An 18,003-nucleotide genomic window follows, 5' to 3' on the forward strand; every position below is an offset into this window, starting at 1 on the left:
AACATGAGGCATGCATCAACATGTCATCGTGAGTCAGAGGGTTCTAAGTCAGCACAAGAACAACAAGAGGCTTACCACTTCATGTGTGCAGACGATGTTCGGAAAGTGCCCGTTCTCGAAACGCGCGGGCTGACCAAAGAGTTTCGCGGTTTTACAGCGGTGGACGATGTCAATCTCCAGGTACAGGAAGGGCATATCCACGCCTTGATAGGGCCTAATGGCGCTGGCAAAACCACGGTGTTCAATCTGCTGACCAAGTTTCTACCCCCTACGCGCGGGGAGATTCTCTATCGGGGTAACGCCATTACCTCGATGAAATCCAATGAGATCGCGCGACTGGGTATGGTGCGCTCCTTCCAGATTTCAGCCGTATTTGCCCATATGACCGCGCTGGAAAACGTGCGGGTGGCGCTCCAGCGTAAGTTGGGTACCTCGTTCCACTTCTGGAAGTCAGAGAAATCCCTGGATCACCTCAATGAGCGTGCCCTTGAATTACTGGAAGAAGTGGGGCTTGGCGAGTATGCCGATACGCTAACCGTTGAGATGCCCTACGGGCGCAAGCGGGCATTGGAAGTCGCTACTACGCTGGCGCTTGATCCGACCATGATGCTGCTGGATGAACCCACACAAGGCATGGGCGCGGAAGACGTCGACCGCATCGTGGCGTTGATCAAGCGGGTATCGAAAGGCCGTACGGTTTTGATGGTGGAGCATAATCTGAGCGTGGTGAGCCGCCTGTGCGATCGTATTACTGTTCTGGCGCGTGGTGCCGTGTTGGCCGAGGGCGATTACGACAATGTGTCCCGTAACCCGCTAGTGCGCGAAGCCTATATGGGCAGCGACGCCGCCGAAGAGGAAGGAGCTGCCGTATGAATACCGTTGAAGCGCAGGCACCTATCGACCAGGCACCTGGCGATAATGTTCAGGGCCTGGAAATGCTGCGCGTACAGGATTTGCATGCCTTTTATGGCGAGTCGCATATCCTCCACGGGATCGATTTCGACGTAAAGCGCGGTGAGCTGGTGACCTTGCTGGGCCGCAACGGCGCCGGGCGAAGCACTACCCTGAAAGCCATCATGAACATGGTGGGGCGGCGTTCCGGATCGATCGTCATCAACGGCAATGAAACGCTGCACATGAAGCCGCACCATATTCCGCGCTTAGGGATCGGTTACTGCCCGGAAGAGCGTGGCATTTTTGCCAGCCTTGATGTCCATGAGAACCTTTTATTGCCGCCTACTGTTCGTTCAGACGGCATGAGTCTCGATGAAATTTACACCATGTTTCCTAACCTCTACGAGCGGCGTAGAAGCCAGGGTACCCGGCTTTCCGGCGGTGAACAGCAGATGCTGGCAATGGCGCGTATTTTGCGCACGGGTGCGCGCATGCTGTTGCTGGATGAAATCACCGAAGGCCTCGCGCCGGTGATTGTGCAAAAGCTCGGCGAGGTACTGGAACAGCTCAAGGCGCGAGGCATGACCATTGTGCTGGTGGAACAAAACTTTCGATTTGCCGCACCGCTGGCGGATCGCCACTTCGTGATGGAGCACGGGCAGATCGTCGAGGAAATCAGCGCCGCCGAACTGCCATCGCGCCGTGAGCACCTCAATTCAATGCTGGGGGTATAACCCGACACGGCTTTCTAGCTTTATCTCACAACCCGTGATTGACCAAGCACACTTGATACTTCGCCTGTACCACAACAACAAAGGCTCTCTAGAGTCAGGAGAATAGCATGACATTTATCAAGAAAACGCTAGCCTGCTGTGTTGCCGCGGCGGCAGCTACCAGTCTGATGGCCTCGAATGCCCAGGCGCAAATGAGTGACGACGAAGTTCGTATTGGCTATTTGGCCGATATGTCGGGTACCTATCGTGATCTTGCTGGCCCTGGTGGCTTAACCGCCATGGAAATGGCGGTTGAGGACTTTGGCGGCAGCGTCAACGGCGCGCCCATCGTTATTTCCAGTGCTGATGATCGCAACAGTGCTGACGTCGGCGCCAATACCGTGCGCGGCTGGATCGACGAGGACAACGTCGACATGGTTGGCGGCCTGGTGGCGTCATCGGTGTCGATCGCCGTCAGCAATGTGATCGAAGAAAACGATGGCCTGGCGATTGTGTCTGGCTCTGCGGCGTCGAGTATCACCAACGAGCACTGCACGCCTAATCACATTCATTGGGTATACGACACTTACCCGCTCGCCAACGGTACCGCTAAAGCGGTGGTGGATCAGGGCGGTGACAGCTGGTTCATGTTGACGGCGGATTATGCCTTCGGTCATGCGTTGGAAGCCGATGTGACCAGCGTGGTGGAGGCGAATGGCGGTGAAATTGTGGGTGGTGTTCGGCACCCGTTTCCGACCAACGACTTCTCATCTTATATCCTTCAGGCCCAGGGTTCAGGTGCCAAGATTGTGGGGCTGGCCAATGCGGGCTCTGATACGGTCAATGCCATCACCACGGCGAGCCAGTTTGGCCTGACGCAATCTGGGCAGCAGTTGGCAGGCCTGCTGATTTTCCTTAACGATGTGCAGGCGCTTGGCCTGGAAGCCACCCAGAACCTGCTGCTGACAACTGGCTGGTATTGGGATATGGACGATCAGTCACGCGAATGGGCGGAGCGTTACTACGCAGAAGAAGAGCGTATGCCGACCATGGTGCAGGCAGGTATCTACTCAAGCACCATGCATTATCTGAAAGCCGTTGAAGCCGCTGGCACCGACGACCCTGAAACCGTTCGCGCGCAAATGGCGGAGATGCCGATCGATGATTTCTTCGCTCGCAACGGCCGTATCCGGGAAGACGGTCGCATGATTCATGATATGTACCTTGCCCAGGTGAAAACCCCTGAGGAATCCACCGGTGAATGGGATCTTTACGAAATCCTCAGCACCATTCCCGCCGAAGAAGCTTACCGTCCGCTGTCTGAGAGCCAGTGCGAACTGGTGCAGAACTAATCAGCCCAGACGTAATAAACAAGCATCCATCTTCGGGTAGCAGTCGTTGGCTGCTACCCGCTTGATGGCGGGGAGAGTCGTACCATGACGATGATATTCGGCGTGCCATTGGCCGTGTTCCTGGGGCAGTTGACACTGGGCCTTGTGAACGGTGCTTTTTACGCACTGCTCAGCCTGGGTCTGGCGGTCATCTTCGGTCTGTTGAAGATCGTCAACTTTGCCCACGGAGCGCAATACATGCTGGGCGCTTTTGCCGCGCTTCTAGGCTTTCGCTATTTAGGTATCAATTATTGGCTGGCGCTTGTGTTGGTGCCGCTTGTTGTAGGTGCTTTCGGTATGTTGATGGAGCGCTTTTTGCTTCGTCGTATTGCTCACCTGGACCATTTGTACGGCCTATTGCTGACCTTTGGTCTGGCGCTGATATTCGAGGGCACGCTGGTCAATATTTTCGGCGTTTCTGGCGCGCGCTATACCGCCCCTGAAGCGCTACAGGGCGGTATGAACCTGGGCTTCATGTTCCTGCCCGTGTATCGGGGTTGGGTGCTGGTGGCGGCCCTGGCGATGTGCCTGTTCACCTGGTTCATGATCGAGCGGACCCGGCTGGGGGCCTATCTTCGCGCGGGGACAGAAAACTCCCAGCTGATGCAGGCGTTTGGCGTTAACGTGCCCTTGCTGATTACCTTGACCTATGGCTTTGGCGTTGGTCTGGCTGCCTTTGCCGGTGTGCTGGCGGCGCCGTTGTATCCGGTATCGCCGACCATGGGCTCCAGCCTGCTGATCGTGGTGTTTGCCGTGGTGGTGATCGGCGGAATGGGGTCGATTCTGGGGGCGATTATCACCGGGTTGTCAATGGGAATCATCGAAGGGCTAACAAAAGTTTATTACCCCGAGGCAGCCAATACGGTGATCTTTCTGGTGATGATTCTGGTTCTGTTATTACGCCCCTCAGGGCTGTTCGGTAAGGAGGCGTAAACCATGACGCAATCTCAACACGAAGCCATAGCCGCGCCGTCGATGGTCGTCGAGCGGCAGCGTCGGGCCAAGCAGCGCCGCACCATGTTCTATCTCGCGCTGATCGCGATAGGGTTGGTCGCCCCGTTTCTGGCCTATCCTGTCTTCTTGATGAAAATTCTCTGTTTTGCACTGTTTGCCTGTGCATTCAATCTGCTACTTGGCTACGCGGGGCTGCTTTCGTTTGGGCATGCGGCCTTTCTGGCGAGTGGCGGTTACGTCACCGGTTATCTGTTGGCCAGCTACCCTGGACTCACGCCAGAGGTGGGAATTATCGCAGGCACGTTTTCAGCGACGCTGTTGGGAATACTGTTCGGCGTGCTGTCGATCCGCCGCCAGGGCATCTACTTTGCCATGGTGACCTTGGCGCTGGCGCAACTGATGTTCTTCGTCTACATCCAGGCGCCCTTTACCGGCGGGGAAGATGGCCTTCACGGCGTGCCGCGCGGCGAGCTGCTGGGCTTTATCGACCTGAGCAATAATATCGCCATGTACTATTTCGTGTTTGCGATCTTCCTGTTTGGTTTTGCGTTGATTCAGCGCGCAGTGCATTCGCCATTCGGGCAGGTATTAAAAGCGATTCGCGAAAACGAACCCCGGGCGGTTTCGCTGGGCTATAACGTTGATGCCTATAAGCTACTCGCCTTTGTGCTGTCTGCCGCGATCGCGGGGCTTGCGGGCTCCACCAAAACCGTGGTGTTCCAGCTCGCATCGCTGACCGATGCCCACTGGCATATGTCGGGCGAGGTGATTCTGATGACCCTGCTCGGCGGGGTTGGCACATTGCTCGGCCCGGTCATGGGGGCAAGCCTGGTGATCAGTCTTCAACATATTCTTGCGCAATCGCCTTTGGGTAATTGGGTCAGCGTTATTCTGGGGCTGATCTTCGTGGTCTGTGTGCTGAGTTTTCGCAGCGGCATCGTGGGGGAGCTTGGCAAAATGTACCGCAAAAACTTCAAGTAAATACCGCTGTTTTATCGACAAAGCGGGTTCGCGTCTGTCCGTTGTTGGGTGCCATTCGGCACCCTTTTTTGTCAGGCAGCCATCTACACCAAAGGTCGAGGGGGAGGATGGTTGCTTATGGCAGGGTTAAAATATAAGTTAACGTAAACGTCAATTAGCGTGTTTGGCTTTTCGTCATCCACGCTTGAAGCACACAATCACAATAACGAAAGCGCCCCCTTGAGACCTTGATGTCAGGGGTCGGCTTTCAGCGGAGAGTCGCCATGAATTTCGAGCTGAGTGAAGACCAGGTTGCGTTTGCCGATATGGCGCGTGCCTTCGCCCAAAATGAGCTGGCTCCCCATGCGGCGGAATGGGACCTAGAGGCTATATTCCCCGTTGAGGTGATTCGTAAGGCGGGTGAGTTGGGGTTCTGCTCGCTCTATGCACCGGAAAGCGTCGGTGGGCTGGGGCTTTCACGGCTGGATGCCAGCATCATTTTCGAGCAGCTTTCCATGGGCTGCACCTCTACCACGGCGTATCTCACGATCCATAACATGGTCACCTGGATGCTGGCCGATTTCGGCTCGCCTGAGGTGATTGAACAGTGGGGCGAAAAGCTGGCCACCGGCGAGCTGTTGGGGTCTTACTGCCTGACCGAACCCAACGCGGGCTCCGACGCTGCCTCACTCAAAACCACTGCCAAGCGCGACGGCGACGACTTCCTGCTCAACGGCAGCAAAATGTTCATCTCCGGCGCGGGCAGTACCGACGTGCTGGTAGTGATGGCGCGCACGGGCGGAGAGGGCGCAGCGGGCGTTTCCGCTTTCGCGGTGGATGCCAAGTCAGACGGCATCAGCTACGGCCGTAAGGAAGCCAAAATGGGCTGGAACAGCCAGCCGACCCGCACGATCACGTTCGAAGACGTGCGGGTGCCTGCCCATCAGATGCTTGGCAACGAAGGTGACGGCTTCAAGATCGCCATGAAAGGCCTGGATGGCGGGCGAATCAATATTGCCACCTGCTCGATTGGTACCGCTCAGCAGGCCATCAACGAAGCCCGGGCCTATATGCTGGAACGCAAACAGTTCGGCAAGCGCCTCGCGGACTTCCAGGCGCTCCAGTTCCGCCTGGCCGATATGGTGACCGAGCTGGTCGCCGCGCGGCAGTTGGTGCGCCTGGCCGCCACCAAGCTGGACGCGGGCGACGCGGATGCGCTTACCTACTGCGCCATGGCCAAACGCTTCGCCACCGATGTAGGCTTCAAGGTATGTGACGAAGCGCTTCAGCTATACGGCGGCAACGGCTATATCAAGGAATACCCGATGGAGCGCTTTGTGCGTGATACTCGTGTCCATCGTATTCTGGAAGGCACCAATGAAATCATGCGCCTGATCATTTCTCGCCGGGTACTGGCAGAGGGTGCCGCCGAGCTTTAGCCATGCCGAGCTTAGCTGTATTGAATGACCAGACACTGATAGCACGACTCTGGTAAATGTTGTGGTCACCGGCCCGAATAAGGAAAGTGAGATGAGTAGCGTACTGTTTACCGAACACCCCACCCAGGACGGCCACGTCGTTGCGGAAATTACCCTCAATGCCGAGCGTTCGCTAAATGCCCTGACCCTGGAAATGATCGAGGAAATACTGCCGCGCCTGGCCGACTGGCAGGACGACGAGCGTGTGGTCGCCGTGCTACTCGACAGCGCAGGGGAAAAAGCCTTCTGCGCCGGTGGCGATGTGGTCAGCCTCTACAAGGCGATTAAAGGTGAGGGCGATCCCGATTTTCCGGAGCGCTTTTTCCATCAGGAGTATCGTCTGGACTACGCGCTGCATACCTACCCAAAGCCGGTGATTTGCTGGGGCAATGGCATTGTCATGGGCGGCGGTATGGGACTGCTAAGCGGCAGCAGCCATCGGGTGGTGACAGAAACCTCGCGCCTGGCGATGCCGGAAGTCACCATCGGCCTATACCCGGATGTGGGCGCAAGCTGGTTCCTGAACCGCCTGCCCAACGGCACGGGCCGCTTTCTGGCCATGACGGGCAGCCAGATCAACGCGCCGGACGCCGTCCACCTGGGCCTGGCCGACCGAGCCATCGCCAGCCACGAGCGCGACAAACTGGCCAAAAAACTGACCCAAGCCCCATGGGGCGAAGGGGAGAAAACGGATACCCATGGTGTCGTCAACCGTATTCTGCGCGAGCTGGAGCAAGCGTCGCAGCCGGTGTTCGAAGAGCTGGAAGCCCCGGTTTATAAATTCTCCCCGCTGATCCGCGAGCTGATGGATCACGACACTGTCGAGCAAATTGTTGCTGCCATTAGCGCTGTCAAAAGCGACGACAAGTGGTTTAGCAAAGCCCAAAAAACGCTGGCCCACGGCAGCCCCGTGTCCATCACGCTGATCGATGAACAGCTCAAGCGGGCCAAGTACATGTCGCTTGCCGAGGTGTTTCAGTCGGAGCTGGCGCTTTCGGTGCAGTGTTGCCGTCACCGTGAGTTCCCGGAAGGCGTGCGTGCCCTGCTGGTGGATAAAGATGGTGAGCCTGACTGGACCTACCCCGATGTGGCCTCGGTTGAAGCGTCGTTCATCGATGAGCTGCTAACGCCCCCGTGGGCAACGAATCCGCTCCACGATCTACGCTGACGTATTACAACGTTCGATTTACGACTGACAACCTACAACAAGGACAAATTCCATGAGCACCGTCGCATTTATCGGTTTAGGCAATATGGGCGGCCCCATGGCCGCCAACCTGGTCAAGACAGGTTTTCAGGTGCGCGCTTTCGATCTTTCGGCAAGCGCGCTGGAAACCGCCAAATCCCAGGGCTGCGAAGTGGCAAGCTCCGCCCAGGAGGCCGTCGCTGAGGCTGACTTTGTGATCTCGATGCTGCCCGCGGGCAAGCATGTCATGGGCCTTTACGCGGAAGGCGATGCGCCGCTCTTTGATCTGATCAAGCCCAGCGCGTTGGTGATCGACTGCTCAACGATCGATGCCGATACCGCCCGAGACGTGGCGGCGTTGGGTCAGGAGAAGGGGATTGGCTTTGTCGATGCGCCGGTGTCCGGCGGTGTGGGCGGCGCCCAGGCGGGAACGCTGACGTTTATCGTGGGCGGGAGTGGGGCTCAATTCGAGCAGGCCAAGCCGGTGTTGGACGCCATGGGTAAAAATATCTTCCACGCCGGGGATCACGGTGCCGGGCAGATTGCCAAGGTGTGCAACAACATGCTGCTGTCGATTCTGATGGCGGGCACCTGTGAGGCGATCAACATGGGTGTCAAAAACGGCCTGGACCCCGCGGTGCTGTCGGAAATCATGAAGCAAAGCTCCGGTGGCAACTGGGCGCTCAATGGCTATAACCCCTACCCGGGCGTAATGGAAAATGCGCCCGCGTCGAAAGACTATCAGGGCGGTTTCCAGGTGGACTTGATGATCAAGGATCTGGGCCTGGCGATGGACGTCAGCCAGCTAAGCGCCTCGCCGGTGCCCATGGGCTCCGTCGCCCGCTCACTGTTTACCTTTCATAAAGCGGGGGGTAACGGCAAGCTCGACTTCTCGAGCCTGATGCGGTTCTATCAAGACCAAGACGGTAACGCCTAACGTGTAAGCAACCGTGATGGGCTCGTCGGCAGACCCTAGCCGCGCTCGTCCTTGGGCGAGCCCATCACAATCAGGGTAGAAATGGCGCTGACATGAGGCTGGGTGCCCAGCACCTCGGTGTGAAAGCGCTTGTAGCTGGCGAGGTCCCGGGTTTCGACGCGCAGCAGGTACTCAAACGGACCGGCGATGTTATGGCATTCTGCCACTTCATTCGCCACGGCCATCGCCCGCTCAAAACCCTCCTGAGCCGCCTTGGTATGTATTGCCAACCCCACCGTGACATACGCCACAAAGCCTCGCCCCATCGCCTCTGGCGCCGTGACTACCCGATACCCGAGGATGACCTCGTTTTTCTCGAGCTCCTGGACCCGGCGCAGGCATGCCGAGGCAGAAAGATTAACGCGCTTGGCAAGTTCAACGTTGCTGAGGTTTCCATCACGCTTGAGTTCGTGCAATATTTTTCTGTCAAGGGTATCTATTTTCATATTTTCTTGCGAAAAGCGATCATATAAATGGATATTAGGCACCAAATTGCGCATTCGAGCACGTAAAATTCTACGCACACTCACCCAAAAGAGACAGCGAGAATGAGCATATCGGTATTGGCTGCCTTAACGGCCTTTGCGTTTGTCACCACTGTGACCCCAGGGCCCAACAATTTGATGCTGATGGCTTCAGGCGCGAACTTTGGCTTCAGGAAAACCCTGCCGCATATGCTCGGTATTATGGTGGGCGTCAGCGTGATGGTGCTGGTAGTCGGGGGCGGACTCATGTCGCTTTTCGACGCCTATCCGCTGCTGAGCAAGGTGCTGCAGGCGGTATCGATTGCCTACCTGCTTTGGCTTGCCTGGAAGATCGCCAACGCCGCGCCGCTCAAGGCATCCGATGAAAAGGGCACGCCCATGACGTTCCTGCAGGCGGCTGCCTTTCAGTGGGTGAACCCCAAAGCCTGGGCAATGTGCCTTTCGGCGATCACCCTCTACGCGCCGGACAGAACCCTGCTTTCCGTGGTGATGGTGGCCTGTGTATTTGCCATGGTCAGCTTCCCCGCGATTTCGATCTGGGCCTGGCTGGGTCTGGTGGTGCGCCAGTGGCTGACCAGCCCCAAGCGCAACCGGGCGTTCAATATCACCATGGCGGTGTTGCTGGTGGGCTCGCTGTATCCGGTGCTGGCCTAGGATTTTGTACTTAGTGAGGGCTCAGGTAACTGGCCTCCAACGCCGCTAGCTCGGCATCAAGCGCTTGCAGCACCTCACATGGCAGCCCATGGTGCTTTGCACTTTCGATTAACGGCCCCAAGATCGCCCCGCGCTCGGTGGGGCGCTGGGCTTCAACATCCTGAAGCATCGAGGCCTTGTTTCCCGCGGTATTGTCCACGACCTGCCAGACCAGCGCCCGCCACGCGGCGTCGCCTTGGCCCGCGTTTGGCGGCTGAATGCCCTCTGCCTGCAATATCATCGCCACTTCAGTTATCACAGATGCCACGCGGCCCGAATACTGGGAACCACGTAATTCACCATTACGCACCCCATGCAGCGCCACCAGCGGATTGATTGCCGCGTTGACCGCCAGTTTCTGCCAGAGCCGGGCGCGAATATCGTTCACTGCCGTCGCCGTTAAGCCTGTTGTTGACAGTGTTTGGACCAGCGCTTCGGTCAGTGAACGGTGCTGGTCGTGCAAATCGCCAATAAACGTATGCCCGCGCCCTGCGTGTACCACCCCATCACCCTCGGTGAGATAAGCGCCTTCTGTGGTGGTGGCACATAGCACAGGGCCAGGCCAGGCTTGCGTAATACGTGGCTGGGCCCAATAACCGTTTTGCCAAAGCACCAGCGGGGTAGTGGGGGGAAGGTAGTCAGCAATGCTTTCCAGTGCCGCTTCAGCGGCCATGGCTTTGGTGGTGATATGCACAAACCCAGGCGTGGGCAGATCGGCAGATGCCAATTGATCAACGGTAAGTGCGTTTAAACGCTGAACTCGCCGCTCGCCTTCTGGCGTGGTCAGCCATTGCGGCTCAGCCAGCGCCCGGCGGCCAATTAATGTGACCGCACCTATGGGCGATAGCGAATGGGCCAACAGGCGGCCAATGGCGCCAGGGCCAAGAATCCAGTGGCTCGTGATCATTGAGGTCGTTGCTCAGCAGCGGTGTTGTCGTCAAGCTTAACGTGTTCACCGCCAAGAAACGAAGGCAGGTAACGGCGTAGGGCTAATGACGAGCATCATCATTAATTGATACAGGTCATTATTTACGGGATGACAGCTTTTTTAATTCAATTTAATGCCCCTGGTGCCGATATCCATTTTAACTTCGCAAAAACCAGTATTTTATATGCTTTTTTCGAGGTACCTTCCCAGTGGCCGGATGCATTCACGTTGAATGACTCCCTCTCTTAGAGAACACAGATGCATAACCTATTGAAAAAATTAACCGTCAAGGCGAGCTTGACGGTTGTGCTAGGCCTGTTTACCACCTTGATTCTCATCGTGGCGGCACTTGGCTACAAATCCAGCATGCTGGGCGCTGGTTCGATTGATGAGCTTAACCGCATCAATGTTCAGCAGCTGAATATGCTGAATCGAGCGCAGGTCAATATTGCCGATACGCAGCTGTTTTTTCTGAACCACCTGGACGCGCTGAACGAAGGGAACGAGGCACTCGCAGAACGCTATCTTGACCAGGCAGGGCAGACCCTTGAGATGGCCCAGCAGCGTTTTGATGCCTTTTTGTCTGTGCCCAAGACAGAAACAGGCAAGCCTTACGCAGACGCGATCGAGAACGCTTTTACTCAATTGCTCTCGCGAGGCCTGATGCCTCAGCATGAAGCACTTAAGCGCAATGATGAACGAGCCTATCGAGCGGCCAAGCGCGAAGGCGACCAGCTCAATCTTGCCTATATCGAAACCAATGAAGCCTTTATTGACTATGCCACAGCACGGGGCCGTGAGCTGATGGCAGGCTACCAGTCAACCATGACGACGTCAGCATACGTGGGGGTCGGCGCATTGCTGCTGGTCATCCTGAGTGTCGTCCTGGTGCGAATCGGCATGATGCGCGTGGTCATTCGCCCTCTTCAGGAAGCCGTTCACCACTTTGAGCGCATTGCCCAGGGCGATTTATCGCACAAGATCGCTGATCGTGGCCGAAACGAAATCGGCCAACTGTTCGCGGCAATGCAATACATGCAGTCAGGACTTTCTCAAACGGTGTCGAGCGTGCGTGACAGCAGCGGCTCGATTCATATCGGGGCACGGGAAATTTCAATGGGAAATGCCGACCTCTCATCACGCACGGAGCAGCAAGCCGCGTCGCTGGAAGAAACCGCTGCCAGCATGGAACAGCTCACTGCAACGGTGAAGCAAAATTCAGACAATGCACGTCAGGGCAGCAAGCTAGCGAGCGATGCGTCTGTCACCGCAGCGCGGGGTGGTGACGCGGTCGGTCAAGTTGTCGACACGATGCATAGTATCTCGGAAAGCTCCAGAAAGGTCAGCGACATCATCGGTGTGATCGACTCGATTGCCTTTCAGACCAATATTCTGGCTCTAAATGCGTCTGTCGAGGCGGCGCGTGCGGGTGAGCAAGGCCGCGGCTTTGCTGTTGTTGCCACGGAAGTTCGCAATCTTGCCAGCCGCAGCGCTGATGCCGCCAAGCAGATAAGAGGCCTCATTGAAACATCGGCAGGCCAGGTGCATCAGGGCTCTTCCCTCGTGGAAGGAGCCGGTAAGACAATGGAAGAGATCATGGCGTCCGTTAAGCGCGTTGCGGATATCATGGATGAAATTTCGGCTGCCTCCACAGAGCAAAGTGATGGCATCGAACAGGTGAATCAGGCCGTTTCACAGATGGATGAGGTAACGCAACAAAACGCCGCCTTGGTGCAGGAAGCCTCGACAGCCGCTGCTTCCCTGGAAGATCAAGCCGCCCAGCTTGAAACGGCGGTGGCTATCTTCAAACTGCAGGGTGGCGTAGCCTCTGCAGCCCTTCCGCTTCGCAAGCCGGTGGCAAGAGCAATCGCCAGCAATCCGGGGCGCCCTTCACTTGGCCAGCCTGCCAGCGCCAAAAAAGTAGCAGAACTGGAGTGGGAAGAATTTTAAGTCATCGGTTTGGATGAGGGCACCTTAACGCCTGGTAATCGTCAACTCCCGGCCACGAAGCCGGGAGTTTTTGTATAAGCAGAGTTCAAGGCGTTCGCTGTCGTGCGCAGCTGCCAATAGCGGCGCAGCACGGCATCGTTGATGGCGCGCTCCATTTCAAAGGCGCTTGGCGTGGGGCAGAAAAGCGTGACGCCAATGCGCTGCTTGCCAATGTCCGTGGTCGTCAGGGTCACGCGGGGTTGCGGATCTGCGATGTCGACGCCGCTGCGTTTTCTGATGACCTCGCTGTAGCGTTGGGCCAAGTCGGAATGCGGCGCATGCAGGGAGGCCACTTCGTCTTCAAGCGCCGACAGTTCGGATCGCATATCCACATCGGCCTCTAACACCACACCGACGTCGAGATACACCCATTTCTTGAAGAAGTTCTGGTTCTGAACCGGGGTGGTCAGGAACACGCTGTTGGGCACTACGATCGTCTTGCCGGAGTATTCAAAACGGCCCACTGCGCCGCCAATTTCCTGAAGGGTCGTCGCCAGCATGGTCTCGTCGACCACCTGACCACGCAGGCTGCCGATTTCGACCCAGTCACCAATCTCGAACGGCTGGTTGACGATACGCAGCACGGTGCCCGAAAGGCACAGAATCAACTCCTTGGTTGCGATAACCAAGGCCACGGCAAAAGCGGTGATGGAAAGCGCAAAGGCATGCAGGGAAGGCAGCCAGATTAACGCTAGGCCGAGTAGCGTCAGGATGACGGCCACATTACGGATCCGGGCCAGCCAGGCGCGCCGGTAATCGGACAGAATCTCTTGGCGCCCGCGAATGACACGCACGGCAAGGATACGCAGCGTTATGAGAATCGCCACGAGCGCAACCGAGCTCACCAGCCGGTTGCTCAACAGCTCCAGCCAGAAGGAATCCTCAGGCATGATGGTTTGGCGCTCCTCTTGCAGATATTCGGTACATCACGATCTTGGCACAGTGATGCAAAGCCGTCGATCAGCGGCGAGCGCCACCTCTCAGTAAACGCATGGGCGACGCGCGTACCAGCGGCTAAAGCATTTAAAACCCGCAGGGCTGGGATGCACGGATTCGCAAAATATTTTGCGGCAGCGTTGAGGGAGAAAGTCCCGGGATGTGGAGCGGATCATGCGATCAAGTGCTAAGGTGGTTGAAGAAATAGCCGTTCGCTATGCTGCTGGCCAGGATACTACCAGCCAAGCGACAACTGCTTGGGTGCCTATGTGATAGGTGCTCGAATGTATTGTCGACGAAGATGCCGTCAGGGTTTATGGGCGCGTTTTGAATAGGGTGTTTTGGTCGGCTATCGACCCTTAGCGGTCGTTAGCTTCAGGATCGGCTCGATTCTGGCCATAGTTATCGAAGGACGAAAAGCTGCCATTTGATGCATCGTCGCATGTCTGGCTCGAAATTTGAGCAAGCAGACATCCGTCGAGCTTATAGTCGTCCGGCGCATTGCGTTCATCCAAAAAAACCGAGATAGTTCAGTGCATAAGGACTTGAGTGGGGAGTCGTCGCCTGGAGGCTTGAACCAAGAAAATGGGGAGGTTCTACAATGCTTGAACAAATATACTGGGTCGCTGGAATAATTGTAGCAGTGGTATCGATTGTCGGACTATTTCTTTATGCCAAAGCAACAAACTCCACCAAAAATCGACAGAACGCAAAAATATCGGGGCAGCACAATATCGTTAATCAAAGGGCCGATATCAAAACTGGCGAGAGCAAGGATAACCAATGAGGCTCGGTAAATTTTCCTTAATGTCGATTTTTCGATCACCGAAAAAGGGAAATGTGCAATCTACAGAAATCGCTGGTAACAATAATACAGTCACTCAAACGATAATTATTGAGGGTACTGAAGACAGCTTTAAGCGTGATTTATTAGCGAGAGCCGATACTTCTCAGACTTCTCTGAGCAACCGATCATTCGCGTCAAATTATCTAGAGGGAGATGACCGTGAAGAGATTAAGAGGATTATCGAGTATAGACAACTCGCAGATGAAGGACAGAGCTCAACTGCATTAACCCTTTTAAAAAAATTAGCGAAAGATGAACGTTATTCTACCGGATATTTTGCATTTCGCCTCCACTACAATATTGGTATTGTTCAGCAACAAATCGGTGAAATTGAAGAAGCTTGTTTCTCATTAAGGACAGCTCACTCTTACTACCCTGAAGATCCTAAGTCGCAGACAGGGTTAGCTCTTGCGGAACTCCTCGGCGGCGCATACAAACGAGCGTTGGAGCAAGCTTCCGAACTTCTGAAAGCTGATGGTGATCATCGAAAACTGGCAGCATGTATTTGTTATTATGCTGCCCAGAACCTTGGCCAAGAACTTGATTGTAAACTCATCGGCAGTGACGAATTGACCTGTCCTGACGTTTTAGCAGCGTACTTAGAATATCTTAGAAAGCTACGTCCAACTGAATTTGAGAATGCTATAACTACGGCATATGCGGATAATCCAGAAAATGATGAAGTGGCAACGATGTGGGCGCTGTCCATACTCGAAAATATGAAGCGAAACCAAGCATTTTTGCTTGGAGAAAAAATGGCGAGTGAGTTTGAGGAAAATGTTGATAATAGTGCAATAATACTTAGGAATGATTTAGAAAAGTCTCTCAGCCAACAATCTCCTAACAAACTTCTACTACCGTCGCAAGCAAATAACGCGGCAGTAGCTCTGCGTCTTTCAGGCAGTGTTTCTGATGCAGGCCGGCTGGTTGATCGAGTGCTAGAACTATTCCCAGAACTGACAATAGAGCTCGCTCAAATCCGCGCGGTACTGTTCATTCAAGAAGACAAGGAGCGCGAAGCACTCGAACTACTTAGACCTTTCATTGATACTTGCGAGCTCCAAGTACTGGCATCAGAGATCGAGGCCCAGATAGGGGAGACATTCCACGCTCTATCCCGGATCAATAATGTGTTGAAATCAGGACCTCCTGAAAATTTCTTATCTCAAGCACTCTCAGCTAAGGCTAGAATTGGAATCAATGCTCTCGAGCAAGATGCTGCTGATGAAGCGCTTGAAGAGCTTTTGGCGAGATATCCCAGCTTACCGGAGTTAGTTCTATTGCGTTCGGCCTATGATCGAGCTTTTACGAGCCGCACCGAAAAGGAATTATTAGAACTGGCTCCAGCCATAAAAGCCGATAATTATTCTGAAGCAAGAAAACTTCTCGCTTCGCTGAGAGAGGCGCATGAATGGGACTTCTCTACTTTGCTTCAAGCTGCAGACGAGTTACTTGCGCTAGGTTATTTCCGCGAATGTACTGATTTGCTTCGAGACCGTGTCAGCCTTTCTAAAGAAAGCCCAGCGCTGAAAACATTATGCGACGCTTGTTTGCATGGACATTTAGGAAGCCTGGCCAGAGAGATTAGTGATGAGCTAGCACCAAAGGTCAAAAACTCTGTTTTTGGTTGGAAATTCTGCGCAAATGTAGCTTATTTGGGCGGGGAGATTGCCAAGGCCGTTCCCCTCACAAGAAAGCTCTTCGAGAGAAATCCTCGGTCCCTCAATGCCCTTGAATGGTATGTGCAATCTTTGCTGAGGTCCAATGATCGGAAAAGAATACAGAGAGTTATTAAAGACTTAGACGATTGGAATTTATCTGGCACACTGCTTGATCGGTGTAACTACGTAAAGCTTTTAGTGTTCTGCGGCGAGATAATGCGGGCCCGAACTTATGCATATCGTCTTTTCTGCGAAAATCAAAATGATAATCATGCTTGGATGGCGCTGAGCTCCAGCGTTCTAGCGTTTGGACGTTCACCTGAGTCAAATGATGACTTAGACGTTATAATAATACAAGAAAGTTCAACATTTGAAGTGCTGAAACCTAACGGTGAGAAGCAGCTCTTCACCATTGAGAGTGATGAAAAATTGCTCTCCTTAAGAGATGGTAACATTCCCCCAGGTCATCCGGTTGCACTAGCGGCGCTGGGAAGGAGCCAAGGCGAACACTTTGATTGGCCGTTTCAAGGCGCTAGTAAGGCGGAGATATTGAGCGTTAAGCACAAGACTTTGGCTGCCTTCCACATGATATTGGAAAAATTTGAAGAACGCTTCCCTGAAACTTCCAGTTTTAAGTCTGTATCAGTGAACTTTGAGGCAGAGGATGGCCTTGATGAAATGAAGGCCATGCTCAAACAAAGATCCGACTACGCTCAGAGCAAGGCTAGAGAGTACCATGAGGGAGCATATCCGATTTACATACTCGGATATCATCTGGGTATTGACCCAATAGACGCTTTAGTCGGCCTTAAAGCTGAATGCGGCGTCTCTCCAAAAGTTTCTTCTTGTTCGCATGCCGAGCAAAGTAAGGCACATGCCGCTCTTAAAGTAGCTAGTAAGTCCGGCATTATTGCTGATGCCGCTGCTTGTTACCTTTTGCGTCGCTTAGAGGTCGAAAAATCAGTTGAACAAGAATTCGGCCCAATTGGCATCACACAACAAACAATAGATATATTTTCGCGACGCTTGCAGGAGACTGAAAACTCAATTTTCGTCGACACAGATACTGATACGCGTAAAGCAGGGAGCATGGCAATACGCGATGGTCAAATTGTATTGTCCGAATTAACTGAAGAGGAGGTAGGTAGCAAAGTTAGTTTAATGCAAGCGGATCTTGAATGGCTGAAGTCTGACTGTGTACTAATTCCGTCAGTTGCCAAGACAGACCCTAATGATGCAGTTATTCGTTTCCGTCGTGTAGAAGGTGGACAGTTTTTCGAAGATATTTTCGCAGCCGACGGCTCCGGCCGAGTTTTGATTTCTGATGACTTTCACCTTAGGCAATGGGCAGAAGGGCTATTTCAAATCCAGAGTGCGTGGTTGCAGGAGCTTTTGTTCTATCTTGAAGCTACAGGCAAGTTATCCAGTCAAGAAGTCATAAAGAGCACAGTACTGCTACTTCAGTTGGGCGAAGAGTCTCTGAGTACTAGTTCTGAACGAGTGCTGGAAGCGGTGAAAATGCTATCGTCAGGTAAGTTGTCGGAGGACGAATTCGTAATGTTCTGTTCTATTTTAGGACAAGCTGGGGCTGACATGAGATCACATATGGATGTGACGATATCAGCGATTTTCGAACTATGGAGAACCAGATCTTTGGTAACCACTAGAGAGAAGGCAACCGGTGTGATCCTACGATGCTTACTACGCCATCAAGGTGAGAATGCCCGAATAGTCCTAGATGTAATGCAAAAGCTGGTAGGCGATGAACGCATTCGACAGTACATCGCGGGCTGGCGGGTAGGACACTTCCTGACTTGACGTTCAAGTGCAGCTTTTTGTCGGAAACAGGAATGTGCGTATTAGGCGCTTTTGACCCTGAGCGGATATTCCGGGAAATGCAGCAGGCACGCGA

Annotated in this window: 14 protein-coding genes; 11 read left to right on the plus strand and 3 right to left on the minus strand. The window is 54.3% G+C overall.

From position 1 onward, the window contains the following. The first annotated feature begins 81 nt into the window (after positions 1-81). The 8 genes from R3F64_RS01720 to mmsB all read left to right on the plus strand — a co-directional run bounded on the left by R3F64_RS01720 (position 82) and on the right by mmsB (position 8,513). Positions 82-873 (plus strand): ABC transporter ATP-binding protein, encoded by a 792-nt coding sequence (locus tag R3F64_RS01720; RefSeq protein ID WP_085918762.1) that lies wholly within the window; start codon positions 82-84, stop codon positions 871-873. Next, the gene (locus tag R3F64_RS01725) at positions 870-1,628 is read left to right on the plus strand and encodes an ABC transporter ATP-binding protein (protein ID WP_217808014.1); all 759 of its coding nucleotides are present in this window, start codon (positions 870-872) and stop codon (positions 1,626-1,628) included. The genes R3F64_RS01720 and R3F64_RS01725 overlap by 4 nt, the downstream gene beginning before the upstream one ends. 107 nt (positions 1,629-1,735) lie before the next feature. Next, positions 1,736-2,959, plus strand: coding sequence for an ABC transporter substrate-binding protein (locus R3F64_RS01730; RefSeq protein WP_332609423.1), 1,224 nt, complete (start codon positions 1,736-1,738; stop codon positions 2,957-2,959). An 84-nt stretch (positions 2,960-3,043) separates the two neighbouring features. After that, positions 3,044-3,931, plus strand: a complete 888-nt coding sequence (locus R3F64_RS01735) for a branched-chain amino acid ABC transporter permease (RefSeq protein WP_066320111.1) — start codon at positions 3,044-3,046, stop codon at positions 3,929-3,931. Positions 3,932-3,934: 3 nt separating this feature from the next. Beyond that, on the plus strand, positions 3,935-4,933 hold the full coding sequence (locus tag R3F64_RS01740; protein ID WP_264823230.1) for a branched-chain amino acid ABC transporter permease: 999 nt from the start codon (positions 3,935-3,937) through the stop codon (positions 4,931-4,933). 263 nt (positions 4,934-5,196) lie between these two features. Then, positions 5,197-6,351 carry an acyl-CoA dehydrogenase family protein gene (locus R3F64_RS01745; protein ID WP_332609427.1) on the plus strand — a complete coding sequence of 385 codons (1,155 nt, stop codon included), beginning with the start codon at positions 5,197-5,199 and terminating at the stop codon, positions 6,349-6,351. 91 nt (positions 6,352-6,442) lie between these two features. Next, on the plus strand, positions 6,443-7,558 hold the full coding sequence (locus tag R3F64_RS01750) for an enoyl-CoA hydratase/isomerase family protein (RefSeq protein WP_332609429.1): 1,116 nt from the start codon (positions 6,443-6,445) through the stop codon (positions 7,556-7,558). A 52-nt stretch (positions 7,559-7,610) separates the two neighbouring features. After that, positions 7,611-8,513, plus strand: coding sequence for a 3-hydroxyisobutyrate dehydrogenase (gene mmsB, locus R3F64_RS01755; protein WP_332609431.1), 903 nt, complete (start codon positions 7,611-7,613; stop codon positions 8,511-8,513). Between the two features lie 35 nt (positions 8,514-8,548). On the opposite strand, the gene R3F64_RS01760 is transcribed toward mmsB, so the two are convergent. Then, on the minus strand, positions 8,549-9,052 hold the full coding sequence (locus tag R3F64_RS01760; RefSeq protein WP_332609433.1) for an Lrp/AsnC family transcriptional regulator: 504 nt from the start codon (positions 9,050-9,052) through the stop codon (positions 8,549-8,551). Positions 9,053-9,100: 48 nt separating this feature from the next. Here R3F64_RS01760 and R3F64_RS01765 point away from each other — a divergent pair, with 48 nt between their 5' ends. After that, positions 9,101-9,691: a LysE family translocator gene (locus R3F64_RS01765; RefSeq protein WP_085918757.1), complete on the plus strand. Its 591-nt coding sequence runs from the start codon at positions 9,101-9,103 to the stop codon at positions 9,689-9,691. 10 nt (positions 9,692-9,701) lie between these two features. Here R3F64_RS01765 and R3F64_RS01770 read toward each other — a convergent pair whose 3' ends face one another. After that, positions 9,702-10,637, minus strand: a complete 936-nt coding sequence (locus tag R3F64_RS01770; protein WP_332609435.1) for a ketopantoate reductase family protein — start codon at positions 10,635-10,637, stop codon at positions 9,702-9,704. A gap of 279 nt (positions 10,638-10,916) precedes the next feature. Here R3F64_RS01770 and R3F64_RS01775 point away from each other — a divergent pair, with 279 nt between their 5' ends. Continuing rightward, entirely contained in the window at positions 10,917-12,608 is a 1,692-nt protein-coding gene (locus R3F64_RS01775; protein ID WP_332609437.1) for a methyl-accepting chemotaxis protein, read from the plus strand. 41 nt (positions 12,609-12,649) lie between these two features. Here R3F64_RS01775 and R3F64_RS01780 read toward each other — a convergent pair whose 3' ends face one another. Then, positions 12,650-13,537 carry a mechanosensitive ion channel family protein gene (locus tag R3F64_RS01780; protein ID WP_332609439.1) on the minus strand — a complete coding sequence of 296 codons (888 nt, stop codon included), beginning with the start codon at positions 13,535-13,537 and terminating at the stop codon, positions 12,650-12,652. Positions 13,538-14,366: 829 nt separating this feature from the next. On the opposite strand from R3F64_RS01780, the gene R3F64_RS01785 reads away from it, so the two are divergent. Next, positions 14,367-17,909: a PIN domain-containing protein gene (locus R3F64_RS01785; RefSeq protein ID WP_332609440.1), complete on the plus strand. Its 3,543-nt coding sequence runs from the start codon at positions 14,367-14,369 to the stop codon at positions 17,907-17,909. Positions 17,910-18,003 lie beyond the last annotated feature (94 nt).

Source organism: Halomonas sp. 5021 (genome assembly GCF_036663435.1).
Lineage (GTDB): Bacteria > Pseudomonadota > Gammaproteobacteria > Pseudomonadales > Halomonadaceae > Vreelandella > Vreelandella janggokensis.